Raw genomic sequence first — 12,794 nt, 5'->3', positions numbered from 1 at the left:
TCAATGAACGCGCAGAAGGCCCATGCGGGCACTTTCCTCTTCGATCAGGCGCCAGATATGGCGAAAGATCTCCATGAAGCGCGGCGTATGCTTCAGATCGAGCGTGCGCTCCTTCGGCAGATCGATCTCGACGATTTCCTTCACCTTTGCCGGGCGTGCCGAAAACACGACGACGCGGTTGGAGAGGAAGATCGCCTCGTCGATCTGGTGGGTGATGAACACGCCGGTTTTCTGTGCCCGGTCGAGAATGCGCAGCAATTCGAACTGCATGAATTCGCGCGTCTGAGCATCGAGCGCCGCGAAGGGCTCGTCGAGAAGCAGCAACTCCGGATCCACGGCCAGCGCCCTTGCAATGTTGACGCGCTGGCGCATGCCGCCCGAGAGTTCGCTCGGATAGCTGTCCTCGAAGCCGGCGAGTCCGACAAGCTCGACGAACTTGCGCGCCCGTGCGCCAATCTCCTCCTTGCTGAAAATCTTCTGGATCTCCAGGCCGTAGGCGACGTTGCGCTGGACCGTACGCCAGGGAAAGAGCGAATCCTGCTGGAAGACGAGCCCGCGATCCGGCCCGGGTTTCGTCACCTCCCGCTCGTCGATCAGGATCCTGCCGCCATCGATCGCGACGAGGCCGTCGACGGCGGCGAGAAAGGTCGATTTCCCGCAGCCGCTCGGGCCGACGATGCTGACGAGTTCACCCTCGTTGACGCTGAAGTCGATGCCGTCGAGTACGCTCAGATCGCGTTTGGTGCGATCGTTGTAATAATTCAGCCTGACGCTGTCGGCCTTCAGCTTGACCGGCGTTGCCTGCAACATGGGTTTTCCTCCCGCCTTGTTCGCAGTTTCAATCGAGCGCTTTGAAGAAGCCTTCGCTGTCGAGCGCATCGAGCGTGCTTGTGTCGACGATCGCTTCCGGCTTCACGGAGGCGGCAGCCGGCAGCGTTTTTGAAAGCTCGGCCAGAACGGCAGCCACGCCCGGCATCGAGGGACGCAGGTTCTGCGGGAACACCTTCTCCGAATAGAAGCGGAACGCCTGCTCTACCGACGGCCCTTTCTCGAGTTTCAGGAAAGATGCCGTCACCTCCATCGCGTCCTGCGGGTTGGCACGGAAGCCGTGGAGGCCCTCGCCCATCGCCATGAAGAAACGCTTGAGGACGTCGGGGTGCTCGGAAAGGTAGTTCCGTGAGGTCACATAGGCGGTGTTCGGATAGTCCTTGACGATCTCGGTCACGTCCACGAGCATTTTCGAGCCAGCATCGACCATCTCCTGCGTGCGCGGATATTGTGACATCAACCCCTGCACCTGGCGGGTTTCAAAGGCAGCCGCCCGCGTGCCCTCGCCGCCGAGCTGCAGAATGTTGACGTCCGACGGCTCGAGTCCGAGCGATTTCAGGGCGAACTTGACGGCGGTATCAGTCGACGAACCGAGCTTGCTGATAGCGATGCTCTTGCCACGCAGCTGCTCGGCATTCTGGATCGAGGCATCGACGACGAGCTGGAACGGCAGTTTGTTGGCCATGCTGCCGATGATGACGACGTCGGCACCGGCAACGGCGGCGGCAATCGACGGGGTGTAGCCGTTCTGAGCGATATCGATCGAACCGCCAACGAGCGCCTGGGTGAGCACGGAGCCGCCCTCGACGTAGACGAGGTTGACGTCGAGCCCATGCTTCTTGAAGAGGCCCTTGGCAAGCGTGTACTGGATCGGCGCGCTCGTCATGGTGAAGCCGTCATAGGCGACGTTCACCTTTGTAAGGGCTTCTTCCGCCGCTGCCGGCGAGATGACGCCGGCAAACAGGCTCAACCCCGCCGCACAAACAACTTTCAATAGATTTCTCATGCTCTCCTCCACAGTTGGCTCGCCCTCACCCGGCTCTCCTCCAAGCTTCGGGTAGAGGGTAACAGTTTGAATCACTGCAAGTTTCGTCTCGATTACGCTCCGATTTAACACGCAGCAGTTTTAGCTAAGCAGGCTCTGCATTCGTTCCCTGTTCATCGACTTCATGAGCTGGTCGACGAGGCCGTTGAGCGGCAAGGGCAGCTTGACGCTCTGCGCAAGGTCGAGGGCGACGTCCATGTCCTTCTCCGCCCATTTGCCGGTGCTCTTGCCCCAGCGCGACAGCGACCAGTTGGCACCGGAAGAATGCATCAGCGCGGAGACCAGCGTCGGCACATCGGCACCGAGCTGCTTCGCGAGGCTGAGCGCCTCGAAGTTCGCGCAGATGCACGCCCACAGCAGCATATTGTTGGCCGTCTTGGCGATCTGGCCGGTGCCGCTCGGTCCGATGTGCAGGATGTTGCCGCCGAAGGCAGAGAGCACGGGGCGCGCCTTCTCGAGCCATTTCGCTTCGCCGCCGACGAAGACCGTCAGCGTGCCGTTGTCGGCCGCTTCCTGGCCAAGCACCACCGGCGTGTCGAGAACGCCGATACCCTTTTCAGCCGCCTCGCGCTCGAGCTGCCGGCAGGTGTCTGGCGCAATCGAGCTCGCAATGCAGATGACCGATCCCGGTGCCAGAGACGCGAGAAGTCCGCCTTTGCCGATCACGTCGACGACCTGCTTGTCGGCCTGAACCATGACGACGACGACGTCTGCGCCGCTGCCGACTCCGGCGATGTCCGCCTTGGTCGGAATGCCGATCGCCTGCGACTTGGCCGTGGCCTCGTCAGAAACGTCATAGCCGGAAACTGCGAAGCCCTTCTCCTTCAAGTGTCGGGCCATCTGGTAGCCCATGGCACCCAGGCCAATCACGCCGGCCGTCGGCTTGTTCATGATTCCATCCATTGTCTTCCTCCTGATCTCGCTTCAAGCCGCCCCGGCCTTCGACCGCGCCGCACGCAGTCTCTGCGTCGCCTCCTCGTCGAGGCGCGGCCCCTTCGGCCCCGCCACCAACACCACGCCATAGTCGCGCCCCGCCGCCTCGACCGAGACATACCCTTCCCTGACGTCGGCAAGCACCGATGCCGGATCGCGCGTCAGCGGATCGCCATAACCGCCACCGCCCGGCGTTTCGAGTTCGAACACATCGCCGGCCTTGAGCGGATAATCGGCGTAGCGCGAAGGCAGGCGCTTCCAGCTATCCTCACTCGGATTGATCCTGATATCGCCGGTCCGGCCCGGCAGGCCGTCGGCATAGCCCTCGGCGGGAATGACGTGCTTGGTCGAGCGGATGGAGAAACGCGCATCGGCGAGGTTCAGATATTTGCGCCGGATACCGAGTCCGCCGCGAAACTTGCCCGCTCCGCCCGAGTCGCGGATCAGCTCGAATGCAAGGAGCCGGGTCGGAAACTCGCTCTCGATGATCTCCACCGGCGCGATCTTGGCGTTGCTTTGGTTGACCGTCGTTCCAGAGGCGCCATCGCGTGTCGAGCGCGCCCCCGCCCCACCGCCGACGATCTCGTACTGCACATAGCTGCTGCCGGTATTGGTGCCGCGGCCGCCGAGGATGATCGACCGGCTGCCGCAGCCATCGGCTCGTGAACGTTCCGGCACCAATTGCCCGAGCGCCGCGAAAATCGCGTCGACGACGGCGTGCACCGTCGGATTGTAGGTGTTGACCGGCGCCGGATAACGCGGGTTCAGCACACTTGACGACCGGGTCTCGACGGTAAATGCGCGCAGGATACCGCTGGTGATGAAGATGTTCGGATCGACCAGCGAGATCAGCGCATAGGCGCAGGCCGCCTGGACGAGCGGCGGGCGGATGTTCGCAGGCCCTCGCGTCTGATCGGCCGAGCCGGTGAGGTCGAAGCGGATGGCGTCGCCTGTTTTTTCCACCCGGACATGGATGCGCACCGGTTTCGACAGCTCGACGCCGTCGTCGTCGACATAGCGTTCCGCCTCGAAGACGCCGTCCTGCCACGTCTTGATGATTGCCCGCATCCGCCGCTCGGCGATGCTGCCCAATTCATCGAAGGCCGCAACGCATTTGGCCAAGCCGAATTTTTCCAGAAGGGCGGCAAGCCGGCGCTCGCCAAGCCGTGCGGATCCCAACTGGCCGCGAATGTCACCGAGCACCAGTTCCGGCGTGCGGCTGTTGGCGGCAATGATCCGTTCGACATCGCCGAAGGGAAGGTAGTTGCGCTGGTAGCGCACCGGCGGCAGCTGCAGGCCTTCGTTGAAGACTTCACGCGCCTGGCCGGAGCAACTCCCCGGCACCGGGCCGCCGATATCGCCCTTGTGCGCAATGCTGGCGCAGAAGGCGACCAACGTGTCCTCGAAGAAGAGCGGCGTGATCACCGCCATGTCCGGCGCATGCGGGCTGCCACCCTCATAAGGGTCGTTGATGAGGAACGCATCGCCGGGCGCGATTTCGCCGGCAAACGCCCGCAGCACAGCCTCAGTGCACGCCGGGAAAGCACCGATATGCAGCGGCAGGACCACATGCTGGGCGATGACTGCCGCATTGGCGTCGAGCAGCGCGCAGGAAGCATCCTGCGATTCCCGGATGATGGTTGAAAAGCCGGTGCGGAACAGCGAGTTCTGCATTTCCTGCACGATGCCGCCAAGGCTCGCGCGAATGACTTCAAGTTCGACGGCAGTCGGCCTGCCAAGCGAAGCGCTACGCTGCAGCATCACGCGACCTCCGTTACGATGAGATTCTTGAACTCGTCGACCCGAACCTGCTGGCCCGACAGGATGACGGTCGTGCAGTCGAACTGTTCCACGACGGCCGGCCCGGCAAAGACGAGCCCGACGTCCAGGCGTTCGCGCTGGTAGACGGCGCAATCGAGGTTCTCGCCGTCGAAACGGACCGGACGGCGGCCGAGAAAGGCGTCGGCAAGCATTCCGCCGCTCGGTTGGTAGCGCTTGGCGTCGACCGGCGGCACGAGGCCGACGGCCTTGACCCGGTAGGACACGATCTCTACGGATTCGCCCGACGCCTTGTGGCCGAACATCACTTCATGCGCGGCATCGAAGGCGCTGCGCACGGCGTCGACCTCCGTGGCATCGGCCAGCGCACCGATCGGAACGGTCAGTTCGTACCCCTGCCCGGCATAGCGGAGGTCGAGAGCCCGCTCGATGCGAATGTGGTCCGCCGGGAACCCTTCCTCTGCGAGGTCGGCAAGCGCCTGCCCTTCCATGCCGGCGAAAATCGCGTTGAGTTCGCTCGCCGAAGCGCCGTCAAGCGGTGTCAGCCGTGAGCGCACATAGTCATGCGTGACATCCGACATCACCAGGCCCATGGCCGAGAACACGCCGGCATGCAGCGGCACGACGAGACCGGCCATGCCGAGCTCGCGGGCGATGCGGGCGGCATGGAGCGGACCGGCGCCGCCGAAGGGCAGCAGCATGAAGTCGCGAAGATCGTGGCCGCGCATCGTCGAGATGGCCTTGATCGCCTCCTCCATCTTGACGTTGATGATCCTGACGATGCCCTCGGCCGCTTCAAGCACATCCATGCCGAGCGGGGCGGCCACGTGGGTTTCCACGGCCAGGCGCGCTTTCTGCGCATCGAGGCGCATCTTTCCGCCGAGGAAATTTTCTTCCGAGAGATAGCCGAGCAGGAGGTTGCAGTCGGTGATCGTCGGCTTTGTGCCGCCGCGGCTGTAGCACGCGGGGCCAGGAATAGCGCCGGCGCTTTCCGGCCCGACCTGGAGGACGCTGAAGCGGTCGACTTCGGCGATTGTGCCGCCGCCGGCGCTGACCGTGTTGATGTCCATCATCGGCATTGCGATGTCGCGACCCTCGACCTTGCCGCGGTTGGCAATCACCGGGGCGCCGTTCTTGATCAGCGCCACGTCGCAGGATGTGCCGCCCATGTCGAAGGTGACGATGTCGTGGTAGCCGGTCGAGCGTGCCATCGCGACGCTCGCAGTCACGCCGCCCGCGGGACCGGAAAGCACGGTGGTGACGCCTTTCTTCGCCGTCGCCTCGAATGTCGCCATGCCGCCGTTCGACTGCATGATGTATTTCTGCGGCGTCTTCACGCCTGCCGCTTCCAGCCGGTCGGCGAGCCGGGCGATGTAGCGGGCAAGGACCGGCTGCAGGTAGGTGTTGATCACCGTCGTGCTCACGCGGTGATATTCGCGGATCTGCGGCACGATTTCCGACGAAAGCGATACCTCGCAGTCCGGCAGTTCCTCGCGAACGATCTCGCGAATCCGCTCCTCGTGGCGCGGATAGAGGAAGGAGAAGAGCAGGCAGACCGCAACCGATTCCACGCCCTGGCCACGGAGTTCGGCAAGCGTCTCGCGGAGCGCCGCCTCGTCGAGCTCGGCAAGAACACTGCCATCGTGAACCACCCGCTCCGATACTTCGCCGGTCAGCGACGGCAGCACGATCGGCGAAGGCTTCTCGTAGAGGATATCGAAGATCGCCGGCCCATGCGGACGGCCGCCGCAATGCTATCGCCCGCGATGTCAAGCGCGCAATGGCGTTTCGTTCCTTAGGTCCGACTTACCGCGATGGCCGGTCAAGCCTGCACGGATCTCATGCAACGACGATGCGGAGTCGTTCGCTCCAGTCGCCGACATGGGCACAAGGAAAGGGTCGACACACTTAGGGAAGACGTTTCGCCAGGAGCATGCGAAGGCACAAACCACTGCCTTTCGCATCCACATCAAGGATCCGAAGCTCGAAGTCGTCGGCCTTCAACGGTCCACGCCGACAGTGCATTGCACGCCAAGCGCTGCGGCATCCCCTCGCCGTCGTTCGCAGAGCCCATAGGCCACATTATCGACGATCAGCGGCAAACCGGAATTGCCGAGACGTCAAATCTGATCCTTGGTAACCTTCGGCGGAACCCGACCAGTATGGTGGACCGGATTGTCCTTTCCGGCTCCTTCCGTGGGCTGCTCGCGCCGCGCCGCCTGGCCACTCCTTGCCGGCGGCTGATCAGCATCTTCCGTGCCGGATTCTGCAGCCTGGTCGGGAAGCGGTTGGGGATCCACGTGCATCTCCTTGGTTTCAGGCTTCCACGTCGGAGACGGCATCGGCTGGTCGGTGAGGTCATCGTATTTGGGGTCACTCATCTTTCAAATCCTTTCTTTCGAGGTCTCAACCTATGGCACCCGTGAAGGTTCCTTCTTGTGACGAATGGGTTGATTACGATCGGCCGAACAGCAGCGACTCGTCGAAATGCCACGGCGCGCCAGAGGAACAAGTTCGCGGCAAAGGGCCCGAGTGGACAGCCAATCAGCTCACCCGACGAGTCGTTGATTTTAAAAGGCAATGGTGGGCCCGGAGGGACTCGAACCCCCAACCAAGCGGTTATGAGCCGCCGGCTCTAACCATTGAGCTACAGGCCCGTGCCGGTAATCCACCGGTGACCGCGAACCAATGGTAATTCGCGGGTCGCAATGGCTCTAGCGGAAAACCTTTTTGACGACAACCCATTGCCGCAATGCCTACACAATCGATAAGCAAGAGTTCGGCATAAAACAACCGGAGAGAAATAACCATGTTTTCTACACGCATCGCCCGCACGGCTCATGTCGCTGCCATGGCCGCTGCCCTTGCCGGCGCCTTTGCGGCTGCCGCTCTTGCGGATGACAGCAACGGCAACAAGGGGGGTGGCAATGGGCGTCCGGATGGCGTGCGGGGCCGGCAGGCATTGATCAAGGTCTCCGGTGAGGGCCGTGCAACCGCAGCGCCCGACATGGCGATCGTGCAACTGAGCGTCGTCAAGGATGCCAAGACCGCGCGTGAGGCGCTCGACGCCAACAACAAGGCCATGGCGGAGGTGCTTGCCGCGCTGAAGCAAGGCGGCATTGCCGAGCGCGACCTGCAGACCAGCGGCTTCTCGATCAACCCGCAATACCACTATCCGCAGAACAACGATGGCAGCAACCGCCCGCCGGAACTGATCGGTTATCAGGTCGTCAACGGCGTCACAGTCCGTGTGCGTGAGCTGAGCGAACTCGGCGAGGTCCTCGACAAATCCGTGACGCTCGGCGTCAACCAGGGCGGTGGCATCGAGTTCACCAAGGACAAGCCCGACGATGTCATCACCGAGGCCCGCAAGGCCGCCGTGGCCGATGCCATCGTGAAGGCGAAGGTGCTGGCCGAAGCCGCCGGCGTCTCGCTCGGCCGACTGATCGAGATTTCGGAACAGGCCTCGCGCCCGGAACCGGTTCCGATGGTGCGCAGCATGGCCAAGGAATTCGCCGCCGATGCCGTTCCGATTGCGACCGGTGAAAACACCTACAACGTCACGGTCAACGTGACCTTCGCTATCGATCAGTGATGCAACCCCGGCTCGGCGCGGACAAGGAATCCTCGCCGGCCCTGTTCGCCCGAGATTAAACGGGCCAGGGCAATTCAAAGGGCTTTCGCGCGAAGACAACTGAAAGCCCCGGGCGAGTCGCTTCGCGCGGGAATTTATCGAATCAGAAGCCCCTCGCGGAGACCGTGAGGGGCTTGTTTCCGCCAGCCGGGGGAGACGAGACGGAAATCCGGCAGCTTACCAGCGGCCGATCACCGGGCATCCGCGCACATTCGCGAAGATGATTGCCTCGCGGTAACCGTGGCGGCGGCCCTCGACGATAACCTTGCGCCGCGCGACATTGGCGACATGGGCCCGGCGTAGACCGAGATCACGTGCCTTTTCAACGGCAAGCCACCGGTCACAACGGCCGCGGCGCTCACCGCCCCAGCGGGGCCGATCCCGGCGCCAGTCGCGATCGTAGTCGCGGTCGTAGTCACGGTACTGCACGTCGACGCCGCGCGGCGAGCCGAATTGAAAGACGAGCGAATCAGCGGAAGCCGTGGTCGCCGTCCCAACAAGACCGGTCAATCCGATGACGGCGGCAACGGCGGCTTTGACGAGGAACTTTTTCATAGCTTTTCTCCGGTATGGCGAAGGTTCGAGATTGGCGATTACCGCTCTCGACCATTGAGCCAAACATAGACTGGATAAACTGAACGGTACCGGAATCCTCCGTTCATGTGCTGTTCAGGTTGATGAATCCCGCGTGGACGAAACAGGATTGCAAGACAATTCGCTGCCTCGGCCCCTCGCATCTCTTGGCGCGCTGCCCCGACGCAGGAGAAAAATACGACAGAGATTCAAAAGGTTACGCGCGGAGAACCACTCAACCCGCCAGTTCCCGTTCGAAGATGCGTAGATTGCGGTAGTGGCTGAGGCGGGTAATGGCGCCATCCTCGATTTCGAAGATGAAAACGCTCGGAATGGCGTAGCTCTGGCCCGAGGCCTCGGGGAAGCCCGACATGGTCTCGCGATAGGTGCCGCGGGCTGTCATGTCGGCGGCGACCCGCTGCCCGAAGGCATCGTGCATCAGCACGACGTCGTTGAACGTTTCGTCGAAATGGCGCAGATAATTCATGATCCAGGCCCTTAACGGATCGACGCCGAGGGTCCGCTGACCGGTAAGCGAATCGAGCGCGATGTCCTCATCGACGAGGCGGGAAAGCGCATCGAAATCGCGTTCGTTGACGGCCTCGATGAAACGGCTGGCGATGGTCTGCGCGTCTGTCATCATCTCCCCCTGAAGCTGAATGATCACTCACTGTACTGCTGAATTTCCGTCCGGAGCAGAGGTTCACGCGCCCAGATGCAGGACGACTTCACGCTGGTGCGGCCGGTCACGATGCTCGAAGAGGTAGAGCCCCTGCCAGGTGCCGAGCACCATGCGCGCATCGGTTACCGGGATGCCGATCGAGACCTGCGTGAGCGCAGCCTTGATGTGCGCCGGCATGTCGTCAGGACCCTCCTGGGTGTGGACGATCCAGCGCATGGAGGGATCGGAGGACGGCGGCACCAGGCGATGGAAGAATTCATCGAGGTCGCGTTTCACATCCGGATCAGCATTCTCCTGGATGAGCAGGGACGCGGACGTATGACGCACGAATACGGTGAGCAGCCCCTCCTCGACGCCGGACTTCCGCACGTAACCGGCCGCCGCATCGGTGAACTCGTATAGTCCCTGGCCACGGGTAGCGATGGGGATGACTGTCTGCGGCATTGCGGCTCTTCCCGTTCACTGGCGGCGACGAAGGAACACGTCCTTGAACGAATCTATTTAGGAAAAATATCCGGCAATTCAAAATTCGCCGCCGCCCATTTAGGAACGAGCAGAGCGTCAAGGGCCGGGCGTCACCGGCGCAGCCGGCGAGCGCTACTGCGTGTCTCCTTGGATCGTAGCCGATTTAAGACGCACGGCGCTGCGGCCCCTGTCCCGCTATAGCTGCAGAAACGGTTGGAAGCCTCCATAAATCATACGCTTGCCATCGAAGATGGACTTCCACTCGTCACCTTGAAGCCGCGGATCGGCCATGACTTTGGCGACGATCGCATCGCGATCCTGGCGCGACCCGTAAAGGACCCAGGAGAAGACCACCGTCTCGTCGTCCTTCGCCTGCACCGCGCGAGGAAAGGACGTCAATTCGCCGTAAGGTACGTCGTCCGCCAGGCACTCGACATAGCTGAGCGCCCCGTGCTCCTTCCAGACGTCGCCCGCCCGACGCGCGAGCGCCTTGTATTCCTCGACCTTCGCCTTCGGCACGGCGATGAGAAAACCATCGACATAGGGCATGTATCTCTCCTCCTGTTTTGGCTGGACAGGCAAAGGACGATCGAAGCGGAAAGGTTCCGACAAGGGATGATGATTTTTCGTGATCTTCGTCGGGAGGCGAGACCGCTTTCGCTGACGTCCATGGGCGACGGAGCAGAACGCGTCGATTGCGCTCTCGGAACGCCCACTTCCCATTCATCCAGCGTAACGGTTTGCGTCTGGAAAGACGCGCGGTGCTGCGGTCACGAACCACAGCCGCGCAGTTGCCCCGCATAGATCGCCGCCACACTGGCCGCGCGCTTCGCGCCTGTCTGCGCCGTTGCGCTCCAGTTGCCCCGCGCGTAACCGCCATGACCGTGATAGTAGGCAATGTAGAGCCGGTAGGGATCGTTGAGCGCGATGCCGTTCCTCTGATGGCTTTGATTGTGGTACCAGGCAATGAAGCGGATCGCGTCGGCGAAATCCGTCCGGCGCGCCATCCAGCGTCCGGTTTCGGCCTGGTAGCGGGCCCAGGTGCCATCGAGCGCCTGCGAGTATCCATAGGCGGTCGAGACGCGCGTCCAGGGAATGAAGCCGAAGAGCTTGGTGCGCGGCGGCCTTGCATTGTGGCGGAATCCGGACTCCGTGTAGATCGTCGCCATCAGCACGGGCACGGGCACGCCATATTCGCGTTCCGCCGCATAGGCGGCCCGACGCCAACTGTTGAAAAGACCGTCTCGCTGCTCGAAAACCGCACAGGCGTTCCGGGTGTCCCTCGGCACCGTTCCGCAGCCGGCCAGCAACAGGAGGACGACGACAAAAACGCAACGCATCGTGGAACCTCTCGTTTGCGAGAGATTGATAAAGCGTAAATGTTAAGGATCGGTTTTGAGGCGAAGTTGAATGACCGCCAGAATGACAGCCGTCCTGCCGGTTCTCGTCATGCTTGCCGGCGTGCTCTCTCCGGTGCGAGCGTGGGCCGGCAACACGCAGGATCTCTACACGAGCGACGCGATCGTCACCGGCACCGGCGAGGAAAATCGGCAGATCGGTTTCCGCGAATGCCTGGGCGAAGTCCTCGTGAAGGTCTCCGGCGACCAGCATGTGCTCGCCTCGCCCGCGCTCGCACCGCTCATCGAACGCGCCGGCAGCTTCGTTGCGTCCTTTGCCTATCGGGATCGGCTCGAGGGCATCCCGATCCACGATGAACAGGGGACGCACGACCGGCCGCACGACCTGACCTGCCGATACGAGCCGGCAACGATCGACCACCTGCTCGATACGCTCGGATCGAGGCCCTGGCTTCAGCCGCGGCCACGGATTGCCGTCTTCCTCGCCGTCCATGACCAGAAACGCAGCTTCATGCTGACCAGCGACGGCGACGAAAGCCCCTATATGGCCGAGTCGCTCGCCGCCGCGACCGTGCCTCTCGCACTTGAAGCAAGGCTGCCGGCCCGCAAAACGCTTGCCGCGGAAAAGCTCGGCCTCGACGTCCTGTCAGCCGAAGAAGCTGCGCAACTGGAACGGCTCGCAAAGAAGATCGGCGGCGATGTCGCGCTCGCCGGGACGATCTCCTGGAGCGACAAGGCGCTCGGCTGGATAGCCGCGTGGCAACTCGCTAGCGCCGGGAAGACGCACCGGTGGCAGCTCCGCGGCGTCAGCTTCGACGACGCCTTTCGCAATGCGATCCGCGGGACAGCGCAGGTCCTGTCGGGTAACGGCGAGCCTTGACGCAGACTGGAGCGCCGTGCGTTCAAATGAACGCACAAAGGATGCTCCAGCGCTTCGATTCTAGAGCACCTTATCTGCTTTGGGTGATTCCATCTGAAAACGGGATGCTCTAGGCCTTCGCGCGCCAGTGGCGTGCCAGTCAGTCTCAGCGATGGAAATCACCGGGCCGTCGACCAGCCGTTGCTTTAGCCGAGCGTACCGATCAGTTCCCGATAGGCCGCTTCCGGAAATGCCTTCAATGTGCGGGTGCGGACATTGCCGTTCATGCCGAGCGTTAACGCAAACCGCGCAGCGACCGCGTCATCAGGTGCTTCGCAGATTGCGACCATGTCGTATTCACCCATGGTCAGATAGAAATCCTTGAAGGACCCGCCCATTTCGGTAAGTACCTTCTTGGCAGCATCCAGCCGCTTCGGAGACTCGCGCACATTCTTGATACCCTGCTCGGTCCAATTGAGAAGCACGACATAAGTAGTCATCTCACACCTCCCGCAGAACATCCCGCTTTCGGATGAAAGCGAACAAAATGCTCTGGATTTAAAGAACTAGCGGGATGAGGAAAAGTGTACGCGGCCCGCATCCCGCTCCAACTCACTAGAATCGATCACAATGATTTT

At 62.3% G+C, this 12,794-nt stretch carries 14 protein-coding genes and 1 tRNA gene; 2 read left to right on the top strand and 13 right to left on the bottom strand.

Annotated elements, in window-relative coordinates:
• The 7 genes from QN219_RS08855 to QN219_RS08825 form a co-directional block, all read right to left on the bottom strand.
• On the bottom strand, nucleotides 1-810 hold the full coding sequence (locus QN219_RS08855; protein WP_283999241.1) for an ABC transporter ATP-binding protein: 810 nt from the start codon (nucleotides 808-810) through the stop codon (nucleotides 1-3).
• Nucleotides 811-838: 28 nt separating this feature from the next.
• Complete coding sequence (locus QN219_RS08850) at nucleotides 839-1,834, bottom strand: ABC transporter substrate-binding protein (protein WP_283999240.1); 996 nt, start codon at nucleotides 1,832-1,834, stop codon at nucleotides 839-841.
• A 120-nt stretch (nucleotides 1,835-1,954) separates the two neighbouring features.
• Nucleotides 1,955-2,776, bottom strand: a complete 822-nt coding sequence (locus tag QN219_RS08845; RefSeq protein ID WP_283999239.1) for an NAD(P)-dependent oxidoreductase — start codon at nucleotides 2,774-2,776, stop codon at nucleotides 1,955-1,957.
• A gap of 21 nt (nucleotides 2,777-2,797) precedes the next feature.
• Complete coding sequence (locus QN219_RS08840; protein WP_283999237.1) at nucleotides 2,798-4,567, bottom strand: hydantoinase B/oxoprolinase family protein; 1,770 nt, start codon at nucleotides 4,565-4,567, stop codon at nucleotides 2,798-2,800.
• Complete coding sequence (locus tag QN219_RS33950) at nucleotides 4,567-6,309, bottom strand: hydantoinase/oxoprolinase family protein (protein ID WP_283999501.1); 1,743 nt, start codon at nucleotides 6,307-6,309, stop codon at nucleotides 4,567-4,569. Before QN219_RS33950 ends, QN219_RS08840 begins: the two co-directional genes overlap by 1 nt.
• Nucleotides 6,310-6,705: 396 nt before the next feature.
• Nucleotides 6,706-6,966: a hypothetical protein gene (locus tag QN219_RS08830; protein WP_283999236.1), complete on the bottom strand. Its 261-nt coding sequence runs from the start codon at nucleotides 6,964-6,966 to the stop codon at nucleotides 6,706-6,708.
• A gap of 200 nt (nucleotides 6,967-7,166) precedes the next feature.
• Nucleotides 7,167-7,242: transfer RNA gene (locus tag QN219_RS08825), tRNA-Ile, on the bottom strand.
• Between the two features lie 152 nt (nucleotides 7,243-7,394).
• Here QN219_RS08825 and QN219_RS08820 point away from each other — a divergent pair.
• Nucleotides 7,395-8,180, top strand: a complete 786-nt coding sequence (locus QN219_RS08820; protein WP_283999235.1) for an SIMPL domain-containing protein — start codon at nucleotides 7,395-7,397, stop codon at nucleotides 8,178-8,180.
• A gap of 216 nt (nucleotides 8,181-8,396) precedes the next feature.
• Here the strand turns inward: QN219_RS08820 and QN219_RS08815 are convergent, their stop codons facing one another.
• The 5 genes from QN219_RS08815 to QN219_RS08795 all read right to left on the bottom strand — a co-directional run bounded on the left by QN219_RS08815 (nucleotide 8,397) and on the right by QN219_RS08795 (nucleotide 11,279).
• Entirely contained in the window at nucleotides 8,397-8,774 is a 378-nt protein-coding gene (locus QN219_RS08815) for a hypothetical protein (protein WP_283999234.1), read from the bottom strand.
• A 253-nt stretch (nucleotides 8,775-9,027) separates the two neighbouring features.
• The gene (locus QN219_RS08810; RefSeq protein WP_283999233.1) at nucleotides 9,028-9,432 is read right to left on the bottom strand and encodes a ketosteroid isomerase-related protein; all 405 of its coding nucleotides are present in this window, start codon (nucleotides 9,430-9,432) and stop codon (nucleotides 9,028-9,030) included.
• A gap of 63 nt (nucleotides 9,433-9,495) precedes the next feature.
• Nucleotides 9,496-9,918 (bottom strand): secondary thiamine-phosphate synthase enzyme YjbQ, encoded by a 423-nt coding sequence (locus QN219_RS08805; protein WP_283999232.1) that lies wholly within the window; start codon nucleotides 9,916-9,918, stop codon nucleotides 9,496-9,498.
• A gap of 216 nt (nucleotides 9,919-10,134) precedes the next feature.
• On the bottom strand, nucleotides 10,135-10,488 hold the full coding sequence (locus QN219_RS08800; protein ID WP_173509635.1) for a DUF1428 domain-containing protein: 354 nt from the start codon (nucleotides 10,486-10,488) through the stop codon (nucleotides 10,135-10,137).
• A 221-nt stretch (nucleotides 10,489-10,709) separates the two neighbouring features.
• Nucleotides 10,710-11,279, bottom strand: coding sequence for a transglycosylase SLT domain-containing protein (locus QN219_RS08795; protein WP_283999231.1), 570 nt, complete (start codon nucleotides 11,277-11,279; stop codon nucleotides 10,710-10,712).
• A gap of 70 nt (nucleotides 11,280-11,349) precedes the next feature.
• On the opposite strand from QN219_RS08795, the gene QN219_RS08790 reads away from it, so the two are divergent.
• Nucleotides 11,350-12,177 (top strand): DUF2066 domain-containing protein, encoded by an 828-nt coding sequence (locus QN219_RS08790; RefSeq protein WP_283999230.1) that lies wholly within the window; start codon nucleotides 11,350-11,352, stop codon nucleotides 12,175-12,177.
• A 185-nt stretch (nucleotides 12,178-12,362) separates the two neighbouring features.
• Here the strand turns inward: QN219_RS08790 and QN219_RS08785 are convergent, their stop codons facing one another.
• A complete protein-coding gene (locus QN219_RS08785; protein WP_283999229.1) occupies nucleotides 12,363-12,656 on the bottom strand; it encodes a GYD domain-containing protein in 294 nt (97 codons plus the stop codon).
• Nucleotides 12,657-12,794: the final 138 nt, after the last annotated feature.

Source organism: Sinorhizobium sp. 8-89, from assembly GCF_030124325.1.
Taxonomy (GTDB): Bacteria; Pseudomonadota; Alphaproteobacteria; order Rhizobiales; family Rhizobiaceae; genus Sinorhizobium.
This window is presented reverse-complemented; position numbering and strand designations above follow the sequence as displayed.

What these genes read in the sequence shown, in the direction of transcription:
- QN219_RS08820 (WP_283999235.1), top strand. Translation starts at nt 7,395, where the DNA reads ATGTTTTCTACACGCATCGCCCGCACGGCTCATGTCGCTGCCATGGCC.
- QN219_RS08845 (WP_283999239.1), bottom strand. Translation starts at nt 2,776, where the DNA reads ATGGATGGAATCATGAACAAGCCGACGGCCGGCGTGATTGGCCTGGGT.
- QN219_RS08805 (WP_283999232.1), bottom strand. Translation starts at nt 9,918, where the DNA reads ATGCCGCAGACAGTCATCCCCATCGCTACCCGTGGCCAGGGACTATAC.
- QN219_RS08830 (WP_283999236.1), bottom strand. Translation starts at nt 6,966, where the DNA reads ATGAGTGACCCCAAATACGATGACCTCACCGACCAGCCGATGCCGTCT.
- QN219_RS08840 (WP_283999237.1), bottom strand. Translation starts at nt 4,567, where the DNA reads ATGCTGCAGCGTAGCGCTTCGCTTGGCAGGCCGACTGCCGTCGAACTT.
- QN219_RS08790 (WP_283999230.1), top strand. Translation starts at nt 11,350, where the DNA reads ATGACCGCCAGAATGACAGCCGTCCTGCCGGTTCTCGTCATGCTTGCC.
- QN219_RS08850 (WP_283999240.1), bottom strand. Translation starts at nt 1,834, where the DNA reads ATGAGAAATCTATTGAAAGTTGTTTGTGCGGCGGGGTTGAGCCTGTTT.
- QN219_RS08815 (WP_283999234.1), bottom strand. Translation starts at nt 8,774, where the DNA reads ATGAAAAAGTTCCTCGTCAAAGCCGCCGTTGCCGCCGTCATCGGATTG.
- QN219_RS08810 (WP_283999233.1), bottom strand. Translation starts at nt 9,432, where the DNA reads ATGACAGACGCGCAGACCATCGCCAGCCGTTTCATCGAGGCCGTCAAC.
- QN219_RS08785 (WP_283999229.1), bottom strand. Translation starts at nt 12,656, where the DNA reads ATGACTACTTATGTCGTGCTTCTCAATTGGACCGAGCAGGGTATCAAG.
- QN219_RS08800 (WP_173509635.1), bottom strand. Translation starts at nt 10,488, where the DNA reads ATGCCCTATGTCGATGGTTTTCTCATCGCCGTGCCGAAGGCGAAGGTC.
- QN219_RS08795 (WP_283999231.1), bottom strand. Translation starts at nt 11,279, where the DNA reads ATGCGTTGCGTTTTTGTCGTCGTCCTCCTGTTGCTGGCCGGCTGCGGA.
- QN219_RS08855 (WP_283999241.1), bottom strand. Translation starts at nt 810, where the DNA reads ATGTTGCAGGCAACGCCGGTCAAGCTGAAGGCCGACAGCGTCAGGCTG.